The sequence below is a fragment of the Sporomusa sp. KB1 genome (genome assembly GCF_007830295.1).
Lineage (GTDB): Bacteria > Bacillota > Negativicutes > Sporomusales > Sporomusaceae > Sporomusa.
Genome location: NZ_VLKC01000002.1, coordinates 1,436,849 through 1,457,802 on the forward strand (window position 1 = coordinate 1,436,849; position 20,954 = coordinate 1,457,802).

At 40.1% G+C, this 20,954-nt stretch carries 22 protein-coding genes and 1 pseudogene; 6 read left to right on the forward strand and 17 right to left on the reverse strand.

The window, feature by feature from the left end:
* From SALPA_RS30280 to SALPA_RS10355, 11 genes and pseudogenes are all read right to left on the reverse strand, one after another.
* Positions 1 to 197: pseudogene (locus SALPA_RS30280) on the reverse strand (hypothetical protein); the annotation flags it as partial.
* 624 nt (positions 198 to 821) lie between these two features.
* Positions 822 to 1,610, reverse strand: a complete 789-nt coding sequence (locus SALPA_RS10310) for an SDR family oxidoreductase (protein ID WP_145093227.1) — start codon at positions 1,608 to 1,610, stop codon at positions 822 to 824.
* 52 nt (positions 1,611 to 1,662) lie between these two features.
* A complete protein-coding gene (locus SALPA_RS10315; RefSeq protein ID WP_222427941.1) occupies positions 1,663 to 2,556 on the reverse strand; it encodes a dihydrodipicolinate synthase family protein in 894 nt (297 codons plus the stop codon).
* Between the two features lie 36 nt (positions 2,557 to 2,592).
* Complete coding sequence (locus tag SALPA_RS10320; RefSeq protein WP_145093230.1) at positions 2,593 to 3,783, reverse strand: pyridoxal phosphate-dependent aminotransferase; 1,191 nt, start codon at positions 3,781 to 3,783, stop codon at positions 2,593 to 2,595.
* A 92-nt stretch (positions 3,784 to 3,875) separates the two neighbouring features.
* The gene (locus SALPA_RS10325) at positions 3,876 to 4,886 is read right to left on the reverse strand and encodes a branched-chain amino acid ABC transporter permease (protein ID WP_145093233.1); all 1,011 of its coding nucleotides are present in this window, start codon (positions 4,884 to 4,886) and stop codon (positions 3,876 to 3,878) included.
* Between the two features lie 19 nt (positions 4,887 to 4,905).
* Positions 4,906 to 5,778: a branched-chain amino acid ABC transporter permease gene (locus SALPA_RS10330; protein WP_145093236.1), complete on the reverse strand. Its 873-nt coding sequence runs from the start codon at positions 5,776 to 5,778 to the stop codon at positions 4,906 to 4,908.
* A 20-nt stretch (positions 5,779 to 5,798) separates the two neighbouring features.
* Positions 5,799 to 6,941: a M20 family metallopeptidase gene (locus tag SALPA_RS10335; RefSeq protein ID WP_186451014.1), complete on the reverse strand. Its 1,143-nt coding sequence runs from the start codon at positions 6,939 to 6,941 to the stop codon at positions 5,799 to 5,801.
* Between the two features lie 62 nt (positions 6,942 to 7,003).
* Positions 7,004 to 7,858 carry a carbon-nitrogen hydrolase family protein gene (locus SALPA_RS10340; RefSeq protein WP_255451412.1) on the reverse strand — a complete coding sequence of 285 codons (855 nt, stop codon included), beginning with the start codon at positions 7,856 to 7,858 and terminating at the stop codon, positions 7,004 to 7,006.
* A gap of 128 nt (positions 7,859 to 7,986) precedes the next feature.
* Positions 7,987 to 9,129 carry an ABC transporter substrate-binding protein gene (locus SALPA_RS10345; RefSeq protein WP_145093245.1) on the reverse strand — a complete coding sequence of 381 codons (1,143 nt, stop codon included), beginning with the start codon at positions 9,127 to 9,129 and terminating at the stop codon, positions 7,987 to 7,989.
* A 33-nt stretch (positions 9,130 to 9,162) separates the two neighbouring features.
* Positions 9,163 to 9,870, reverse strand: coding sequence for an ABC transporter ATP-binding protein (locus SALPA_RS10350; protein WP_145093248.1), 708 nt, complete (start codon positions 9,868 to 9,870; stop codon positions 9,163 to 9,165).
* On the reverse strand, positions 9,857 to 10,630 hold the full coding sequence (locus tag SALPA_RS10355) for an ABC transporter ATP-binding protein (protein WP_145093251.1): 774 nt from the start codon (positions 10,628 to 10,630) through the stop codon (positions 9,857 to 9,859). The genes SALPA_RS10350 and SALPA_RS10355 overlap by 14 nt, the downstream gene beginning before the upstream one ends.
* A 428-nt stretch (positions 10,631 to 11,058) precedes the next feature.
* On the opposite strand from SALPA_RS10355, the gene SALPA_RS10360 reads away from it, so the two are divergent.
* The 4 genes from SALPA_RS10360 to SALPA_RS10375 all read left to right on the forward strand — a co-directional run bounded on the left by SALPA_RS10360 (position 11,059) and on the right by SALPA_RS10375 (position 14,442).
* Positions 11,059 to 11,724, forward strand: a complete 666-nt coding sequence (locus tag SALPA_RS10360; protein WP_094604390.1) for a GntR family transcriptional regulator — start codon at positions 11,059 to 11,061, stop codon at positions 11,722 to 11,724.
* A gap of 71 nt (positions 11,725 to 11,795) precedes the next feature.
* On the forward strand, positions 11,796 to 12,542 hold the full coding sequence (gene pxpB, locus SALPA_RS10365) for a 5-oxoprolinase subunit PxpB (RefSeq protein WP_145093254.1): 747 nt from the start codon (positions 11,796 to 11,798) through the stop codon (positions 12,540 to 12,542).
* A 51-nt stretch (positions 12,543 to 12,593) separates the two neighbouring features.
* Positions 12,594 to 13,370 carry a LamB/YcsF family protein gene (locus tag SALPA_RS10370; RefSeq protein WP_145093256.1) on the forward strand — a complete coding sequence of 259 codons (777 nt, stop codon included), beginning with the start codon at positions 12,594 to 12,596 and terminating at the stop codon, positions 13,368 to 13,370.
* A 25-nt stretch (positions 13,371 to 13,395) separates the two neighbouring features.
* On the forward strand, positions 13,396 to 14,442 hold the full coding sequence (locus SALPA_RS10375) for a biotin-dependent carboxyltransferase family protein (protein WP_255451133.1): 1,047 nt from the start codon (positions 13,396 to 13,398) through the stop codon (positions 14,440 to 14,442).
* 395 nt (positions 14,443 to 14,837) lie between these two features.
* On the opposite strand, the gene ltrA (SALPA_RS10380) is transcribed toward SALPA_RS10375, so the two are convergent.
* The 5 genes from ltrA (SALPA_RS10380) to SALPA_RS10395 form a co-directional block, all read right to left on the reverse strand.
* Positions 14,838 to 16,145 (reverse strand): group II intron reverse transcriptase/maturase, encoded by a 1,308-nt coding sequence (ltrA, locus tag SALPA_RS10380; protein ID WP_145093262.1) that lies wholly within the window; start codon positions 16,143 to 16,145, stop codon positions 14,838 to 14,840.
* Between the two features lie 199 nt (positions 16,146 to 16,344).
* Positions 16,345 to 16,503 (reverse strand): hypothetical protein, encoded by a 159-nt coding sequence (locus SALPA_RS30285; RefSeq protein ID WP_222427942.1) that lies wholly within the window; start codon positions 16,501 to 16,503, stop codon positions 16,345 to 16,347.
* A 192-nt stretch (positions 16,504 to 16,695) separates the two neighbouring features.
* A complete protein-coding gene (ltrA, locus tag SALPA_RS10385; protein WP_145093265.1) occupies positions 16,696 to 17,940 on the reverse strand; it encodes a group II intron reverse transcriptase/maturase in 1,245 nt (414 codons plus the stop codon).
* Positions 17,941 to 18,495: 555 nt separating this feature from the next.
* Positions 18,496 to 18,939 carry a helix-turn-helix transcriptional regulator gene (locus SALPA_RS10390; RefSeq protein WP_255451134.1) on the reverse strand — a complete coding sequence of 148 codons (444 nt, stop codon included), beginning with the start codon at positions 18,937 to 18,939 and terminating at the stop codon, positions 18,496 to 18,498.
* A 7-nt stretch (positions 18,940 to 18,946) separates the two neighbouring features.
* The gene (locus SALPA_RS10395; protein ID WP_145093268.1) at positions 18,947 to 19,225 is read right to left on the reverse strand and encodes a hypothetical protein; all 279 of its coding nucleotides are present in this window, start codon (positions 19,223 to 19,225) and stop codon (positions 18,947 to 18,949) included.
* Between the two features lie 521 nt (positions 19,226 to 19,746).
* Here SALPA_RS10395 and SALPA_RS10400 point away from each other — a divergent pair.
* Both SALPA_RS10400 and SALPA_RS10405 read left to right on the forward strand, forming a co-directional pair.
* Positions 19,747 to 20,151 carry a hypothetical protein gene (locus tag SALPA_RS10400; RefSeq protein WP_145093271.1) on the forward strand — a complete coding sequence of 135 codons (405 nt, stop codon included), beginning with the start codon at positions 19,747 to 19,749 and terminating at the stop codon, positions 20,149 to 20,151.
* Positions 20,152 to 20,187: 36 nt separating this feature from the next.
* The gene (locus SALPA_RS10405) at positions 20,188 to 20,601 is read left to right on the forward strand and encodes a hypothetical protein (protein WP_222427943.1); all 414 of its coding nucleotides are present in this window, start codon (positions 20,188 to 20,190) and stop codon (positions 20,599 to 20,601) included.
* Positions 20,602 to 20,710: 109 nt separating this feature from the next.
* On the opposite strand, the gene SALPA_RS28925 is transcribed toward SALPA_RS10405, so the two are convergent.
* Positions 20,711 to 20,954: 4Fe-4S binding protein (locus SALPA_RS28925; protein WP_186451015.1), on the reverse strand; the 244-nt coding region annotated here is incomplete at its 5' end.

Sequence of the window (20,954 nt, forward strand, 5' to 3'; positions counted from 1 at the left end):
ATCATGTCCACCATGTGAATTTCAGAGGTGTGTAACACCTCTGAAATTCCAAAATCGCGCGGTTCCGTCATAAGAGAAGACACTTTATTAATAATGCGTATCATAATTTCATGAACAGTTTTGCTTTGGCTGTGCATTGTAACTCCTTCTTTCTCTCTGTGTAAGGATTGAGACCGTTTTTCGTCATTATCAATCATACGCTTCTCTCGACTCATTTTACCGCATATAACGATTTGGGGACGTTGCGTATAAATTTCATGCACAAAATCAAGAAACCACCCAGAAAATTAAGCGCTTACCGTAAGAAACACAAGGAACCTGTCGCAAAAAACATTCAGAAACGATTACTTCTCTAATATTTGAATAACCAAAATGCAAGCCGTATCCTAACCAAAACAAGATAACGGCTCTTTTGTTGCCAACTTCGTTGCCAAACAATAAAAAAGCCTTCAGAGTCAAATCTCTGAAAGCCTTGATTTCTTTGGCGGAGAGGGTGGAATTCGAACCCATGGTCCCTTTGACAGGACACTTGATTTCGAGTTGAATTTTGCTATTTTTAATAGCTTTTATTCAGCTTTTCCAGGCCCCTCAGCCCTTGATTTTACTGGATTCCTGTTAATGACTTTTTTAATTGCCCTTAAAAGCAATTAATTGTTTTTGGTTAGCATGTTGTCAAAAAACTTAGCCTGGAATTCCATCTCAATTAGCCAATTCCAATAAAGCTTCTTTAATCGTACCCGCTTTTTCACCATCACGTCGTTCTACCTTAAATTCCTCTGCATTAATTACCAGCTGTATCACCTCCATAAAACGAAACAAACTCAGAAAGCTTTTGTTAAGCCACCATCAACTAACACAGTTTGTCCAGTTATATAGGTATTGGCTGTTGAGCATAAAAATACTGTCAATTTAGCGTATTCCTCTGGTTCACCATACCGTCCTAGGGGAATCGCCTTAATCGCATTTTCATAAATATCTTCAACTGTTGTATCTGCTTTTTTGGCTCTTACAGAATCTAAGTACTTTATACGATCTGTACCAATTCTACCTGGTCCCATTACATTAATCAGGATATTATCCTTGCCTAATTCCTGGGATAAAGTTTTCGTTAACCCCATTACACCCATTCTAAAGGTATTTGACAAAATCAAATTATCCAATACTTGTTTTACTGATGAAGAAGTGTAGTTTACGATCCGTCCTTCTCCAGCTTTACGCATACATGGCAGTACCTCTCTAATCGTACGAATATATGCTAACAAATTTAGCTCATATGCTTTTTGCCAATCTTCGTCTGCAAAGCTATCAAAGCTACCAGCCGGCGGACCACCCGAATTATTAACTAGAGCATATACCGGTCCAAATGCATCAATTGTAGCTTGCACGACTTTTTTAATATCCCCATAAACCGTAATATCTCCCACTGTATATGCCGGTTCATTTCCTGTTTCAGCCTTGATTTCTGCCTGAGCTACTTTCAGTTTGGTTTCGTCATGGCTAAACAACATGACCTTGGCTCCTTCCTTGCTAAATTCCAAGGCAGCCGCTTTACCAAGGCCAGTGCTCGAAGCCATAACTAAAATCGCTTTATCTTTTAAGCCTAAATCCATGTTAATTCCTCCTGTTTAACATTGTCATATATTCCTTAATTATATATTTAGACTATTTTAAAATCCCACTTTTTTCGAGTGCTACTTTGATCTCAGCTTTTGCTGCTGCATCTAGTGTTCGAAATGGTGCTCTAACCGGACCTGATGGTAATCCCATTAATTCCATACCTGCTTTAACCATAGCTGGCTGTCCGTATTTTGTTGCCATATCACGCATTGGTTGCCAACGATAAAATCTCTTTTGCGCTTTTTTAAGTTCACCATTCTTAACTTCATTATACAAAGAAACAAATTCACTTGCCATAAAGTTTGCATTCGTTGACGTGCACCCCGGATATCCAATAGCAAGCGCACCAAGAATAATGCCATCAGAGGCACACATTACAGAAATGTCATGACCAGCATAAGCTTGTGTACGAACTAAAGCATGTAAATCGGTTGCCCCTTGTTTTACACCTAAAACATTTTTTAGTTTGGCAAGTTCTGCAATGTCTTGTGGAGTTAAATGAACCCCAATACTCGTACTGTTATAGATAAGAATCGGCATATCTACGGCCGCATCAAGTTGTTCAAAATGATATATCATGTCACGCGAGCGAACTTCTGAAACATACGGTGGTGTAACCATAACGCCATCAGCTCCAACTTCTTGGGCGAATTTAGTAAGCTGAATAGCCTCCTCTGTACCACTTGCCGCTGTACAACAAATAATCGGCACACGACCTGCAACCGCATTAACGGCAGTAGTAAATAATACTTTCCTTTCTTCGATACTCATACTGGGATATTCAGCATAAGTACCACCAACTACCACTCCATTAATACCAGAAGTGATAAAATGATCAATATTACGCCGTAATGCGCTCATATCCAATTCAAAATTATTTTTCATTGGAGTTACTGCCAATACATAAATACCATTTAATTGATTTTTCAACTCTTGCATTTTATACATCTCCTAATTTGATATTTCTTAATTCTATCACAACAAATCAGCTAAAGCGTTTTCTAAGTTATTCATTCCCTTAACAAGGTTTCCCATTGAATTCGAATACGAAATACGTACATTATTGGGTGCTTGGAAAGCTTCACCAGGTACTACTGCAACGTTTGCGGCTTCTAAGAAAAAATTCGTTACATCTACGGATGTTTTTAGTATTTTCCCTTTGTATTTCTTTCCGAAAAGTCTTTCTATATTCGGCAGGATATAAAAAGCTCCCTGAGGTACATCACAACTCAATTCTGGGATAGACTTTATTCTATCCATCAAATATTTTCTCCGCTCATTAAATTCTTTTTTCATATCCTCAATCGTTTGCTGCTGACCTGTTAATGCTTCAATTGAAGCAATCTGAGTCATAGAATTTACAGAAGAAGTAATATGCCCTTGCAGCGCATCCATTCCTTTGATTAAAGTTTCGTTCGCCGCCACATAACCAATCCGCCAGCCAGTCATTGCATAGGTTTTTGAAAAACCGTTGATAATAATTACATTCTCCCGTTTATTGGGTAACAAAGTTGCTATACAAACATGCTTTACACCATCATAAATCAGCTTTTCATAGACTTCATCTGAAATTATATATAGATCTTTTTCTTCGACAAGCTTAGCTAATTCTTTTAAACAATCTTCACTATAAACTGCACCAGTTGGATTGTTAGGATTATTGATAATAATTGCTTTTGTTTTAGCAGTGATCGCCGCGGCGATTTTTGGGATATTTAATTGGAATCCCGTACTCTCATCAGATTTAACAAATACTGGTTTGGCACCAGCTAATTTAATCATTTCGACATAACTTACCCAGCATGGTGTTGGTAAAATCACTTCATCACCAGCTTCGCAAGTTGTGAATATAGCATTAAATAATGCTTGTTTCGCTCCTGTTGCAACCAAAATTTCATTTGGCTTATAATTAACTCCGTTATCGATTTTAAACTTTTCGCATATCGCACTGCGCAACTCCGGAATACCAGCTACTGCGGTATACTTTGTAAACCCATCATCTAACGCTTTCTTAGCAGCATTATTTATATTAGCAGGTGTATTAAAATCCGGTTCACCAAGATTAAGACCAATTACATTAATATTTTGCCGTTTCATATTTTCAACTATGGCTGTCATTTCTTCAGTAGCCGATGGCGTCATGTTTTTTATCCGCTGCGTTACCATTTCAAATCCTCCCACTCAAAATCGCATTGCTAACTAATAGATTATCTATAATGTTTCTCCAGAAATGCCGGACATTTTACAAATTGAATTTACTATTTTGACTGGCTTGCTTTTACTATCGTTTTATCAAAGATGATCATGTATCTCTCTTTAAGCATAGCTTTGATCTCTTTAACAGACTTGCCAAACAAAGATACGATACCACTGGGCAAAAACGCCAGCGTAAAAATGAGTAATATTCCATAAAGTATTAACCGATACTGATCTGTTGCCCGTAGCAATTCCGGAAGAAAAGTAAGAATAAAGGATCCCATTATGCCGCCTTCCAGGCTGCTTAATCCGCCAACTATTCCCATGGAAATCAGCAAAAGTGATGGTTGCCATCTAAATTGTTCCGGACTTAAATATCCAATAAACGGGCCGTACAGAACTCCCGCAAAACCGCCGAAAGCCGCGGCAAGAGTAAATGCTAAAATCTTGTACTTCATAGTATTAATTCCTACAGATTGAGCAGCCGCTTCCGATTCTTTAATTGAAATAAATATTCTACCATATCGTGATTGTATAATTTGCTTTGCTACACAATACAAAACAAAGAGAATTATTACACAAAGAAAGAAATAGGATTGTAAAGAATCAAACTTAAAAGAACCTATTTCAGGAACTTTAATTCCAGCAATACCAAAAGGACCGCCGGTTAAGTCTACAGCATTAAGAATAAGAATATAAATGATCTCGCCAAAGGTCTGGGTAACCAGCGCAAGATAGGAACCACCACTCAACTTAAGGGTTGGAATGCCCAGTACACATCCTACTACGGCCGATGATATTACAGAGATAGGAATCGTAAGCCAAAAAGACAGTCCTGCTTTTAGCATTAAAATTGCGGATACATAGGCACCAATACCCACTAAGGCCGCCTGCCCAAGATGGAGTTGACCGGTAAGTCCTGATATAAGCACAATACCTAACACGGCAATGGCATTGATACTTGAAAAGATACTTAAAAACATTAAATAGTCACTACTGGCGACAATTACAAATAGAACGAGTATCCCGATAATAATTAATAGTCTTTGCTTACTATGTATAATATTTTTCAAAGTAACCTCCCCTTTGTCATCAATGTTTATTTACAACACGTCTAAATATACCAAGCGGGCAAAATGCCAAGGTAATAATACCTGCAGTAAACACAATAACATCTTTATAGTTTGAAGAAATAAAGGCCGCCGTTAAGGCTTCGGTGATACCAACAAGCATTCCGCCTGCGATTGCTCCCGTCAAATCTCCCACACCACCAACAACTGCCGATACAAAAATTTTCAATGCCAATTGAGCACCTAATTCTGTGGTAACTGAAAATAACGGGGCTACTAAAAGACCGGCAATGCCTCCTAAAGCGGAAGTAATAGCAAAAATAGCCACACGCACATGCAAAACTTTAATTCCCATTAATTCGGCCGTCTCCGTATCTTCCGATGCAAGCCGGATAGAAAGGCCGAATTTTGTTTTGGTAAAAAACAATTGAAAAACTCCCAGAAAAAATAACGCAATCAGCAAAATATACAAATTGCTAAGGGGAAGAGCAGTATCAAGAATGGATATCTTTTGTGTACCTAAGAACAAAGGTAGTGAGCGTGGCTCAGGCCCACATAAAAGAAGACCGATATTTTTCACTACACTTGATAGAGAAATAGACACCAACATGAACGTCAAAGGAGAGGCCTTTCTAAATTGCTTAAAAATAACTTTTTCAATTAATAATCCATAGAACAGCATAAGAATTATTACCACAGAGAAAGTAATATACATGGGTAACCCCAAAGTAACACTAAAGGTATACATCAGAAACGCGGCAATCATTATTGTATCAGTATGCGCAAAGTTAAGTTCTCTAAGGGCTTTATAGACCATTGTAAACCCCAATGCACCCAGTCCATAAATAATTCCAAGAGTCAAACCATTGACCAATTGAAGTAAAAACAATCCCATTAACGTCACCTCAATAGAGTTTATTTTGAAAGAATTTTCAGGATAGCCTTTTCATATACCTTAGCAGCCGTAACGACATCATCAATTTCAATATATTCATCGGCCTTATGAGCTCTTGCCATGTCACCGGGACCAAACGCAAAACTTGGTATTTGTGCAAGATTGATCAAAAAATCCGAATCAAGATGTGCACGCATCCCGGTAATTGGTGCCTCTTTGCCCATAACCTCAAGGGTTGCTTCTTTAAATGCATCAATCGCCGAAATATTCTCTGGTACGACGCCGGCGCTAGAGTTATAAGTCAATTCTGCATTAGCAACAAAAGATTTATCTTCTTGTTGCAACTCAGTAATAATATTGTTAATTTCTTCTAAAAACCCCTTACCGCTTTCGCCTTCTACTACAAATCGACCAATTTTTAATTTACATGAATCAGGAACCATACTAGAGCGAAGTCCCCCATGAATCACGCCGATGTTAATAGCACCGCTACCCAACAAATCACTAAAACTTGGTTTTATTTGAACAACCCGCTCAATCAATTTAGTCATATGCAAAATAGCGTTTGTTCCGTTTTCCGCGTTGCTGCCATGCACAGAAACACCTCGCGTTGTTACTTCCACTTCCACCATACCTTCACAACCACGGCAAATAGCGAGCCCCGTTGGTTCTCCAATGAGGGCTAAGTCGGCGGCAAAACCATCATTGATCATTTTTACAGTGCCTTTGTTATACTCTCCTTGAACTTCTTCTTGTACTACTGCCGTAAAGCATAGCTCTCCATTGAGTTCAGCACCACTTCGCAGGATTTTCTCCATTGCTAAAAACATGGCAACCATGGAAGCTTTACAATCACAACTCCCCAAACCATACATAACATTTTCGCAAATTTCTGCACCAAATGGATCCTGCGTCCAGTTTTCGCCAACATCAACTGTATCCATATGAGAATTTAGTGCTAGTCTAAGACCTGGCTTCTTAAACTTTTTATTGGCGATCATGTTACCGTGTCGATCAATATATGCCTCAAATCCCACATTTTTACATAATAACATCAATTTTTTTGCCAACTCGGTTTCATTGCGGCTTATACTGGGTGTCTTAATAAGCTCAGCAAGGAGTGCTATAACCTTCTCCCGTGTTATTTCATATAAAGCTTCCAAAATTTCATCAACTCCAAAAACAATTTATTTTAACTACATACATTGTTAAAAAAGCATCACATTCATAGCGGTTTAATTAATTCAGAGTACATATCTGGACGGCGATCCCTAAATACCGGCTGCTGAGCACGTTCCTCTAAAAGCACATCGCGGCTTAATGTTGCATAAAGAATTGTTTCTTTTCTTTCTGCTTTCGCCAAAAAGTTGCCAACTGGATCAGATACTGCGCTATGTCCAAAGAAGCTTATTTCACCATCTTGGCCAATACGGTTACAAGAGATGGAAAACATTCTGTTTTCCGCTGCTCTTGTTGCGGTAATATAATGTAACAATTCTGGCGGGTTGGAAAAATCGGGCATATTCCAAAGCATTACCAGTACTTCTGCTCCTTTAAGTGCTAGTGTTCTGGTCAATTCAGGGAATTGGCCATCATAGCAGATTGTTATGCCAATATTGCCAATAGGCGTTTTAAAAACTTCAGCACTACTGCCGGGAATAAAATAATGTTTTTCATATCCTGGAATATGAAGTTTGCGATGTTTACCAACAATATCACCACGAGGATCAATGAGTACTGCAGAGTTATAAAGAGAACCTGTGATCTCCGGATGAAGTTCTGTCATGCCAGTGATTACATAAACTCCGGATTTTTTCGCTTGTTGGGCAATTCCGCTTACAAATGGGCCGGGAATTTTTTCAGCACTTTTTATATACTTACAACCAAACTGTTTGTTACGTTCCCGTATATATCCGATGTTGGATAATTCCGGAAATATTACCAAATCAACATTTTGCTCTTCTTTCGCTCGCTCAATTGCTTCTTTCATGTACTTTAAGTTTTCTTTATAATCCATCCAGACAGTAGGCATCTGAACGGCAGCTATTCTAAGATTCTCTTTCATCTCTACACCTTTCATCAATCATGACTTGATCTCCAAGTCAAAAATGTAACTTTTAAAATTCAGGAAAGAAAAACCTGTCGAATTAAACTTCCTGTTTTTCTTTCCTCATATAAACTTGAAAACTATATTTTGATTGTAATAAGTTACTTGCTTGAAACTGATTCAACAAACGACCAGCCCGCAGTTTCTGCTTTAACAATCATTACATCACCAATGTATTCCCCGTTACTTTTATCAATTGAAATTTTTCCTTGAAGTCCTTCATGATCTTGCGTAGTTCTAATGGCTTCTTGAATCACCTTAGGATCAGTAGAATTTGCTCTTTTGATTGCTTCAAGCAAAAGCATTGTAGCATCATAAGCACGTGCAGAATTTTGCGATGGTTCTTTTCCAAATTTATTCTTATATCGTTTTACCCAGTTTTGCTTTTCCGGATCTGGTAAATTAGGAATAAAGGGTACGGAATTTATTGCTCCAGCATAGGCACCACCGGACAATTCAAATGTTTTAGGATGTAAAATGCCGGTTGATCCATAAAATTGGGCATTCCAATTCATCTCCCTAGCTTGCTTCATAATAAGACTGCCTGGAACATACTGACACCAAATGAAGAGTCCGTCTACATTGGCACTCTTGATTTTTGTCAATTGAGTACGCATATCTTTATCTTCACCCATAAATGATTCAGAAACAACTTCAATACCTTGCTGTTCTGCGGCTTTACTAATTGCTTTAAAACCGCCCTTGCCAAAATCATCATTTACATAGATGACCCCGATTTTTTTCACGTTCATTTTATTTTTAGCGTAATTTACAAGAGCACCGGCCTGAATCTCATCGCCTGGAAAAGCACGGGTAATCCATTGGTTACCTGAACTAGTGATTGACGGAGAACTAGATCCTGGAGTGACGCCAGGAATTTTATATTTAGAAAGAATCTCCATCATTGCTAATGTACATGCACTGTTTTGTGCCCCCACAAGAGCGACTACCTTGTTCTGATTAATTAACTTCATAGCTGCAGCTGCAGATTGAGATGGTTGGGATGCGTCATCTTCTGAAAAAAGCTCAACTTTTTTCCCATTGATGCCGCCTTTAGCATTAAAGTCCTCAACCGCCATTTTTTTACCATCAAGCTCATCCAAGCCACCGATTGAACTTTCCCCCGTCAGTGGACCAATAGCACCAATCTTAATGGTATTGGAACTTGATCCGCACCCTGCCATAATAACTGTTAATAGGAACGAAAAAATCAAACACAATGAGATTAAGCCTCGGTTTTTCATAAAAATCCTCCTTTAAATTCTAAATAGTGTGTACTACGCTCCAAGATATTTCTTCTTCACTTCATCGCAAAGAAGTAATTCTTGTCCAGTCCCCTCCAAATCAAGTTTGCCTACTTCTAAAACATAAGCATAGTCCGATATACTCAATGCCATTTCAGAATTCTGCTCTACTATAATGATTGGTATTCTTTGCTCGGAGTAGATTTTGACAACGGCGTCGAAAACCATATCTACTAAATTTGGTGCAAGTCCCATTGACGGCTCATCCAATAGTAATAATTTTGGATTGCACATGAGTGCGCGTCCGATTGCTAACATTTGTTGTTCCCCGCCTGATAAAGTTCCCGCCAATTGTTCTCGTCTTTCGGAAAGTTTGGGAAAAAACTCGTAAACAATGTCGATGTTTTCTTTGATTCTTTTTTGGTCATTTATTATGTAGGCACCGGAAAGCAAGTTTTCATATACTGTTACTGATTTAAAAATACGCCTCCCTTCCGGACATACTGAAATGCCTTCCCGAATTACATCATGAGTTTCCAGTGCCGTAATATCTTTGTTTAAAAATGTTATTTTCCCCTGAGTTGGTTTAACCAAGCCGGCAATTGTTCTAATGAGAGTCGATTTTCCTGCACCATTTGCACCAATTACCGCATAGATACCCTCTTTATCAATTTTTATATTTACATTGTCCAAGGCTTTTATTACACCATAATGACAGGTTAGCTTATCAATGTGCAGCATTTACGGTTCTCCTTTTTCCTAAATAGATTCTTATAACATCTTCATTGTTTTGAATTTCTCGGGGAGTGCCTTCTGCAATTACATTGCCTGAACTTAATACCGTCAGTTTATCGCAAAGACTCATGACAAATTTCATATGGTGTTCAATCAGTAGAATCATCTTGCCATTATCACGCAGTTTTTGAATTAATCCAGCCACTTCATCACTTTCCTGATCATTCATGCCGGCAACAGGTTCATCAAGTAGTAGCAAGCGTGGTTCAGTAGCTAAGGCGCGGCCTATTTCCAATAATCGTTGCTGACCGTATGGAAGGTTCTTAGCTCTAAGATCTTTTTTATCTTTCAGTCCGACAAAATCCAATATTGATTCTGCTATTTCGAAAGATCTCCGTTCTTCTTTACGAAAGAAGCTGGTATTAAATACAGTAGAAAACAAATTATTTTTCATATGCAAAGAATAAGCAGTTGCCACATTCTCAATAGCAGTCATATCGGAAAATAGGTTAATATTTTGAAAAGTACGTACTAATCCTTGTTCGGTAATATGATAGGGGCTCTGTCCACTAATATCCTTATCATTAAAGATGATATTACCTGATGATGGTACATAAAAACCTGTAATTACGTTAATCATCGTTGTTTTCCCTGATCCGTTTGGACCAATTAGCCCTCTAATTTCTCCTTTCCTGATATTTATATTGACTTTGTCGAGGGCGACTAGTCCACCAAAAATTCGCGAAATATTACGAATCGCAAGCATATAAAAACCTCCAATCATTTGTAAAGCTCTATCTTTTCAATTAAAACTGTACCAGAATAAAAAAAGAAGACTTTTCGCGCAGAACGCTGAAAAGTCTTCTTTGACTCAAAAAACTGTTTTTTATATGTCTTGGAATGATTAAGCATTTATGTTATGTGCTGTATATTATCACACCATTTAACGCATGTCAATACTGCACAAAATATTTTATTGACAATATATTTTGTGCAGTTTATAATTTAAAATAATTTATCAATATATTTTATGGTTGGAAATCGCAGTATATTTTAGACAACTTTAGTTGAATTATTAAAATATATCAAGGTATAATTATTCTGGATAAATATGACTAAGGGTTATGCCATCACCCCGTTTGACACAACCCTTAATCTTTTTGTTTAATTAATATTTTAGGAGAGAAATATTATATGGAGATTTTTGAAAATATCGGTGCAGCATTACCCTTAAAAGATCAAGTATATAATCAGCTAAAGCTCCAAATTATTCTTGGAAATCTCGAGCCTGGAACGCGATTAAGTATGCTTGAATTGGCAGACTCTATGAATGTTAGCCGTGCTCCGGTTCGCGAAGCATTAAGCATGTTAAGTAAAGATGGTCTGGTTACCATTACACCGCGAAAGCAGGCAGTAGTAGCTGATGTTTCCAAAAACAGTATAAAAATGATTGGTGAAATTCGCCTGATGCTGGAATCCTATGCCGCGAAACAATCGACATGGACAATTCCCAGTGAACGGCTTCTTGAAGTAGAAACCATGTTGCGCAAAGTTCTTGATACACCAACTGATGTAATTTCTTATGTAAAATCCGATTTGGCGATCCATGAACTTTTATACAACTATACCGGCTGCGATCTTCTCCGTGATATTCTTACTATGGTAAAACAGCATTCGCTGCGGATCAGATATTTACCGGAAGACAAAGCCCTTAATAAAAGTGAAATTGTCATTCAATCAACCCAAGAGCATCTTGAAATTATTAATTCTTTGAAAAAAAGAAACGAAACAGAAGTTTATAACGCTATAAAACATCATTTAGAAAATTCTAATACCAGAGCCCTGTCAACTCCTGAGTAATCATCCTGTAAAATGCGATTACCGGAGGAGTCTTCTCAGTTAAATGGTCAACGAAAAAGAGGTGCCTATCCGTGTCTCACATAAAAATAATTGATACCGGCGAACAAGAACTGCTTATAAGTTTTGAAAAAATCATCAATAAACAGATCAATTTCAAGGTACAATTCCTGGCTAAATTAGTAGAGCAGCATTTATCCAAAAATATTATTGAGGTCGTTCCCACATATTGCTCTTTATTAATTTATTTCAATCCATTGATCATTTCACGCCATAATCTTAAAACTCAAATCACTCAATTAATCGATGTTGTAGAAAAAAACAATATAACACACCGAAAAGCACGAGTTTTATCTATCCCTGTGTGCTATAGCAAGATATACGGACCGGATTTGTCGTCTCTCGCACAGTATCATGGGCTCAGTGAAAAAGAGGTAATCTCCATTCATACTTCCACCCCATATCTGATTTACATGCTGGGATTTACTCCCGGATATGCTTACTTGGGGGGGTTATCAGAAAAAATTGCCACGCCCCGTCTTAAAAATCCTCGCACCAAAGTACCAGTAGGATCGGTAGGCATCGGAGGAAAGCAAACCTGCTTTTATACGATAGAGTGCCCTGGGGGATTTCATTTAATAGGACGTACTCCTATAAGCGCATTTAACTTTGATCTGCCCCAACCATTTCTTTTTAGCGCGGGCGATTATTTGCAATTTCAAGAGATCAGCCAAGGTGAATATCAGGCAATTGCTGCCGATATCCATGCGGGAAGTTATCAACCAACTGTAATTGAAATAGACGACGATATTGCACAATAATATAACGTTAAAAGGGCAATTCAATATTTTGTACATCTGGGGAGATGATCTATGTTGTATATCGATTTAAACTGTGACATGGGAGAAAATTTCGGAGTATACAGCTTAGGCAATGACGAAGAAATTATGCCTTATGTGACATCCATCAATGTAGCCTGTGGATTTCATGCATCCGATCCGGCTAATATGCGTAAAACTGTAAAATTGGCAAAAAAATATGGCGTAGCAGTAGGAGCTCATCCGTCTTTACCTGATTTAGTTGGGTTTGGCAGACGCGCTATGTCAGTTACGCCTGATGAAATTAAGGCAGACTTTATTTATCAAATTGGTGCCCTGCAAGCATTTTGTCATGCCGAAGGGGTTGTTATGCAGCATGTAAAAGATCACGGCGCCATTACTGACATGGCTAACAATGATCTCGCCATAGCAATTGCCATGGCGGAAGCAATTCAAGCCGTAGATTCCAGCTTATACATGGTCTGTCTCGCGAACTCACTCATGGTGAAAGCTGCCAAAACCGTGGGCATTCCCTATGTGGAAGAGGCGTATGCGGATCGTGCTTATACGGATACGGGAAGTCTGGTTTCCCGTAAACAAGCTAATGCCATCATTCATGATGCAGCTACCGTAAGAAAAAGAGTATTGGGTATGATGAAAGAAAAACAGATTCTCTCGATAAACGGATCGGTATTACCAATTGATGCACAAACCATTTGCCTGCACGGTGATACCCCAGGCGCAATTGCGCTCGCAAAAGAGCTTCGCGCATCTCTTGAAAGTTCGGGAGTTACCGTACAGCCTTTTGGTAAGAGCTTACGCTCCGACTGAAGTAGAAATTTTAACAGCCTTCATAATGGAAATAAAACCCCATAATTTTGCGAATAGCAATCAGGAGAAAATCATGAGTCTTAAAGTTCTAAAGGCCGGTCTTCTTACTAGCGTACAAGATCTAGGAAGACATGGATACCAAAAATATGGAGTAAGCGTCAGTGGAGCTATGGATACCTATGCCCTTCGAATCGCCAATTTATTAGTTGGTAATGAAAAATGTGAAAGTGCATTGGAAATTACACTAATTGGCCCCACCTTAACGCTCAATAAAAATACTCTGTTAGCAATTACTGGGGCAAATTTATCGCCAACCATTAATGGCAACCCCGTTCCCATGTGGAGACCCGTGTATCTGACACAAGATTGTATTTTGGAATTTGGCACCTGTTTGTCAGGCTGTCGTGCATATCTCGCAATTGCGGGTGGGTATAGTGTCCCAAAAATTATGGGGAGCAAAAGCACCTATTTCAAAGCTGGTTTAGGCGGTTTTCAAGGACGAGCTATAAAAGCAGGTGATATCATTAGTCTTGATCCTTCACCTAACCTATCCAGCACTTTGATACAGAAACTTTTCAAGAAGTCGGATGATTTTATGTCAACTTCATGGTATTTGGACAGTCCTTATATTGCAGCAGACAGCACTTCTAATATTACTGTTAGAGTTTTACGAGGCAATCAGTTTGATGCCTTTACAAATGATAGCACTAGACAATTTTTTCTATCTTCTTTTCAAATAACACCACAATCAGATAGAATGGGCTACCGATTATCCGGAGTAAATTTACAATTGAATAAACCGCTGGAAATGATTTCTGAAGCGATAGGACCAGGAATCATTCAAGTCCCACCAGACGGCAATCCAATAATATTGTTAGCTGACAGACAAACTGTTGGAGGATATCCCCAGATTGCTAAGATTATTGCCGTAGATATTCCGAAAATTGCCCAAAGTAGTCCTGGAAGTAAAATTGATTTTCAAGAAATATCTTTAAATGAAGCGGAAAAGCTTTACTTAATAGAAGAAAAAAAGATTGAGTATTTAAAAAAAGCTATAGACTTTAAAATGTAAGAGACAAACACGCGCTCCGCTAGGGGAGGATTTAGACAATTTTATGTAAATAAGTATGGAAAGTCTTCCCAAATGTCAAGAATAAGAATAAAACTATTCAAGACAGAAAGGAAGATTTTTTTTAGTCAACAATACTGTGCCTTTAACCATAAGTTTGCCACCATTAGCAGGGGGTAAGTAGCCCGGAGGAGTTCCACCCCCAGGCTCTCTCAGGTAGGGTCGAAGACTGGCGCGCGCATCCCATAAGTTTCCAGCGAAAAATTTCATCGTTTTCACGATGAAACTCAGTCCGGCTATCTTAGTCACGTTTCCAGCCTCCGCCACGTCGAACGCAGCGTGCGGATTTCCCGCACTACGCTCTCCGGTTTGTTTCTCGTTAAGGTTTATGAGACCTATCAAGTTGGTAACGTTTTCGTCTCTGACCTACGGTGAACTCGATATCCATTAAATAGCTTGAGTTCGTTGTATAGCCAATGCCTACTCCACCTTTTCCAACCGAAGCCCTGCTGGTTCCTGGATCGCCCCATGTGGCGACGTACCTTCTTTTCCACCCAGTCTTTGATAAAGCTGAAGCACTCACTGGAGTGTCCAACAGCAAAATAATTCACCCATCCCCGCAGTATCGGATTTATTAGCTGTACCACCCGATCTATCGGTTGCGACTGGTATCGTCGAAATATATCTTTGAGTTTCTGTAGCAGCGCCGTTCGCTTTTTCAGCTTTGGCGTATAGTGCGCCCGCCATGCACTGTTCTTGATGCTCCGAAGCTGACGAAAGTCAAATCCTAGAAAGCCAAAACTTTCCTTGCATCCCAGATCTACAGTGCGACTCTTCTCTTCATTTACTTCAACTTGTAGTTTGGCAAACTCTTCCCGGAGTCGCTTACTTACCGCTTTCAGCAACCAGTCATGGCGTGGATATGCATCAATCAGCACCACCAGATCGTCAGCAAATCTTGCATATTCAACGTAGGTGTATCGCCCACTGCGTGTAACTTCTTTAGCTCGTTCTAGCATCCGATCTACCTCTGTGAGATAGATGTTACTGAACAACGGCGAAATCACCCCGCCTTGTGGTACTCCTTGCTTACCACCCGCTGCCGTCAGCATCAATTTTATTAGATGCATAACGTACTGGTCATTAATCCGGCGTGCTATTTTGTCAAGCAGCAATTGATGCCGCACAGTATCAAAATAGGCGCGTAAATCCAAATCTATAACCCGAGTTTTTCTCTGGACAATCGCTGTTGCTACCCTGTGCACCGCTTCATGAGCAGTACGTTTCGGTCGATATCCATATGACCCCGGTTGGAAATCCGCCTCGAAGATCGGCTCCAATATAAGCTTGAGTGCCCCCTGAACCACTCGGTCACGGATTGCGGGTATTGATAGGACGCGCACTTTTCCTCCGTCCTTTGGTATTTCCTGCCGTCTCGCTCGTAGTGGTCGATAGGTGCACCCAATAAGTTCGTCCTGTATTTCCTCAAGAAAAGCCTCTACGCTTTGCGCTTCAATAGCCTCAAATGTTACTCCATCAATACCAGGGGCACCGTTATTATTCTTAGCCAATCTGTACGCTTCGCGTAACGTTTCCTTTTTGCATATATGGACGTACAACCCCCAGAATCGCCAGGACGGTTCAGCCTTCGCCTTGACGTATATTCCTCTCCTCAGGTCCTGCAAACTGATGGACGCCTTTATCATCTCGTCCTTGCCTCCCTTGTTGTCGAGAATCTTACAAACCGCAGGGCCCCTTCGCTCCACCAGCATTACCTGGCTTCTTAGCTAGTACGAACCCATCCGCCACCCTCTCGCCTTCAGCCCACTTCCCGGGTTTTCCGGTTATAAGGCCTACCTTGCTCCAGTGATTTCGCACCGGGACGAGGAGGGCTTCTCCAGTTGCTTAGCATGTCCTTGTTATCGTGCCGTCGCTTCCACCCCGCCAAAGTGGTATAACCGTATCAGTCAGAATTCGGTTACCCATACTGCCTTCGCCCTCACGGTTGCGGGCTCGACCTTCGGATTTCTTCACTTTCGAGGCCACATTTACGTTCATCTTCATTACGGCCCGATCACTCGCACGTTTCCCTCGGAAACGGTTGTCGATAGGCTTCAGAGTCTTGGTTTCCCGCCACCCTGCTATCCAAGCTACGGGGTTCTGACTTTTACCCCGGCAGGACTAACTCCTGCTGAACACGCCAGCCTTATCTGGACGCACAACCGTACGTGAACCTCTCGACTCATACGGCTCCTATCATCTAATCGTTGGAGTAATTCCCATTTGCCAATGAATAAAGAGTCTAGGTTCACACTGCGCTATTTTTGCTAACCAGTTTTGTGCTTGCTTTTGGCGACCATTAACTCGTTTGTATTTCTTGGCGACCCATCTGATTAAGCACTGGTTCAATTTCCGCAGTATTGGTTGCATGGCAGACTTGTAAAAACTACCATAGTAGTTTACCCAGCCTCTAATTACCGGATTTACTATTTTGGCTATATCTGCAAGCTCTTCATTTGTTTTCCGGTGAAGTTTCCACCCTCGCATCGTCTGATGCATTGCTTTGCTTGCTTTCCTGCTGACTGCTGGTAAAAAGTTTAGAAACCGCTCTCCCTCTCTTGTTTGAGCACTTCTTGGCCGAAAGCTGTATCCTAGAAAGTCGAATGTTATTTCCTGATGATTTCCTGTACGTTTATTGTCTTTGCAGTAAATAATCTTCGTCTTATCTGGATGAAGTTCAAGTCCGCATTCTCTGAACCGTTGGCCTAGTTTACCGAGTAGCCTTTCTGCTTCTTCTTTGATTTTGCAGTGGATTATTCCATCATCTGCATATCTTGCCCATGGATTTTGCGGGTTGTTTCGCTCCATCCATTTATCAAATGCATAATGCAAAAACAGGTTCGCTAGTACTGGACTAATTACACCACCTTGTGGCGTTCCTGCTTTTCTTTCCATTTTACCATCTGCTGTTTGAAATGGACTTGTTAACCATCGCTTGATGTACAATATTACCCACTTACAATTCGTATGCTGCTTTACAGCACGCATGAGCAGTTCATGGTCTATCGTATCAAATAGTGCTTTGATATCATATTCCAACACCCAATCGTATTTCCAGCACCTTTGTCTGGTTATCGTTATTGCATCTAAGGCCGATTTTCCTGGCCTGTAGCCATACGAATCTTGACAAAAGTATGGTTCTACCATGGGTTCAAAATATATTTTTACGACCATTTGGGCTATTCTATCGGTTACGGTTGGTATTCCTAGCATTCTTGTCCCGCCACTCTTTTTCGGTATTTCTACCGCTTTGACTGGCGGCGGAAAGTAACTTCCCGAGGACATCCTGTTCCAGAGTTTGTACAGGTTATCTTTCAGCTTTTCTTCAAATACTTCGATAGTTTGTCCATCGATGCCAGCCGACCCATTATTCGTCTTTACCTTTTCATATGCCAGTTTTACTACCTCTTGGGGAATTCCAAATGATTTTGTTTTGTCCATTAGTTCCTCCCTCTTTTGGTTGACCAATTTTCAAAACCAGATAACACAGCCCCTTTGCTCTACTTCCATTACGAAGCTTCTTCACTACTACGGGCTGTTCCGCCCCTATACCCTGCATCCGTACTTTCCGCCTTGCGGGGTCTCCGCTTGGAGTTTTCCTTTTTCATCAGGGTCGTAGGTTCCCACGTTCCTAACTAAAGCCTGTGCCACGTTCACGCCGCCTCTATACCGGTCGCCGTCTGGACGGTAATCAGGTTTCCTCCAGACTCTTCCCTGGATACCTGTCTGCTCCTGGTTTTGACGACTCCTGCAACTTTCGACACTTCAACAGCGGTTCATTTTTATTCGTCTCCATTGGCACTTACCTGACAAACTCTTGGTTCGCCTTTTCCGTAACGCTCACTACCATGACTTTTGTCCACAGCAGCTTACGGTGGTTTGAGTCCTCCACCTGAATGGCGGTTCGGAGGGCCTTCCTCCATCTTTAGTTAAGCGTAGCGATTCTTGTTGTTCGCAAACATCGCCTTCGTGGCGCACGACAGGTTCATTGTCCCACTATACTCTATCAATCACACTTTTAGATATTCCTGTCATCCTGGCTAATTGCCTTATCGTAATGCCCTCTATTTCTTTCCTCTCTCGTATTACATCATCTCGACGCTCTTTGTTCAGTCGTTGTAATTGACTAATAGTTGTAATACCCATTTCATTTAAATAATCCATTACCACTTTATCAGATACAGCCATTCTTTCCGTATAGTCTAAACATTCATCAGTATTGTTCTCATTGGAATAATCCATAAATAATTTTACGGCCTTTGTTCTATCATTCGAAAAAACATCTAATGCAAAATCTATATCAGTAATACCGGGATTCCCGACATAATCCTGATAACTGCTCCACAAATACTTGCTTATATCCTGCGTAATTCCCGCTTTTAATGGATTTTGATGAATATACCGCAAAACTATAAGAAAATATACATCCGTTTCTACCACTTCACTTTTAAATCGTTCTTGAAACAAATGCCCACATGCATTTTTTCATCTTCAGGACAACAAACCTGTCCCCTCCCTCGTGTACACTGTCGTTGCTCGGAGGTACAATTTTTTGTTGTGTATTATAAAATGTATCCACAGTATCCGCCATTTCAATAAACAGATTTATAGCCAAATACTGACAGTCTTCTTTCATACCATTCAGCATAGTACCAATCGCATGATCCATTTGGATCATTTCTTTACTAGTACCCTCTCTTATTTCCATTTCCAGAGCTTTTTCCATCTCCTCATAGACAAAAAAAGCTAACAGTATTAAGGGGGACCGTGGTAACAATGATAAATGCAGTGATTATTTTATTGCGCATAGAATTGAACATACTAGCACCACCCTTTCGGCATACAAATCATAAGAAAAGACTTGGCTTGTGCCAAGTCCCTTAGGACGCCGGCAGAAGCCTTAGTCGTTCAATCCAGGGAAAGTTATACTTTCCATCTGGATAAAAAAAAGCCAGGCCTATGCCCAGCATCGTTGCTAGTTTATCAAAATGCACCCGGCAATACTTACTTATAAAATACTCACGCTTGCATCTGCCGTCTGCTATATTTTATTCAAGTAAAATTATAGTATTTTTTGAGAGATTCGTCCATAAAAATATCACATACTTTAACACCTTATTGCTAAGCCTACCAAAATTGACATTATAGTCAGAACTGACTTAATTGTTTCATCCACTTCACATTAGCCACTTCTCTTTTTCATAGATAAAGCTCACAATTGCCGACTTTCGCAAAGATAATATAACAGTGCTCAAGCATGTTTTTGCCCATTTTTCTCTGTTTTATCATGAACTTGGCCTGTATGGTAAAGAAATGATCGCAATAGACGGCAGTAAATTTCGAGCCAATAATGCTCGGAAAAAGAATTTGACCAAGGGGAAAGTAACCAAGATGCTGGCACACTTTGAACAATCAGCCGAGCAATATTTAGAACTGCTAGAACATAGCGAAGATACCGATGAGACCATCGCTGTCACCTGTAGCAAAGAAGATTTGCAACTCAAATTGGCTAAAGCGACTCAGCGTATTAACGAATTAAGCCAACTCAAAGACCAAATCGAAGCGCAGGGCGAGATATCCTTGACTGATCCGGAGGCAGACTTATGGGTGCGAATAACATGGGCTTTGATGTGGCATACAACATGCAAATAGCTGTTGATGCCAAGAACCACCTGATTGCTGCTGTCGATGTTACAAACGGCTGATCAAGGACAACTTTACCAGATGGCAAGTCAAGCCAAGCAAGAACTAGGTGCTACTGATATCACGGTACTTGCTGATAAAGGATACTATACGGGCGAATGCCTCAAGCAGTGTGAACAAAACCAAATCACGGCCATTGTATCTAAACAAACTCCTCCTTCAAGCACGGGAAATCCAGCCTATACTTTAGATAAATTCAAATATGATAAGGATAATGACTGGTATATCTGCCCACAAGAGCAAAGGCTCTACAACGTAAGTCGAGAAGATTCAAAAGACAAACTCTATCACAGCAAGGCCTGTAAAACCTGCGTACATAAAGATGAATGCACTAAAAATAAACGAGGTCGTCAAATTATACGTGGGAGAATATCACGAAGTTATGGCTCATGCGGATGAGCGGCTAGCCAAAAACGTAGCACTTTCGAAAAGATTATTGTACTGGGTTACCTAAAACACCAAAATGGCTAACAAAGCTATAGCAAAGAGCTTCCAGAAATATATAGGTCTATCCTCGTCTAACCGGAATTTTATTTTCACAGGGAACCCGCGTCTGACATTTGGCACATCCGTAGCGGGGAACATATATTTCTTTCTCTCTTCCAATATATTCCTGACAAATTTGGTTATCTTTACCATTATTATCAATGGCCTGCGCCGGGCAACGCTTGATGCAAGCCCCGCAGTGTGAACAATATTCATCAACCTCTGTGTACGCCCGTTGTGTAGGGTCTAAATGAAAATCCACAATT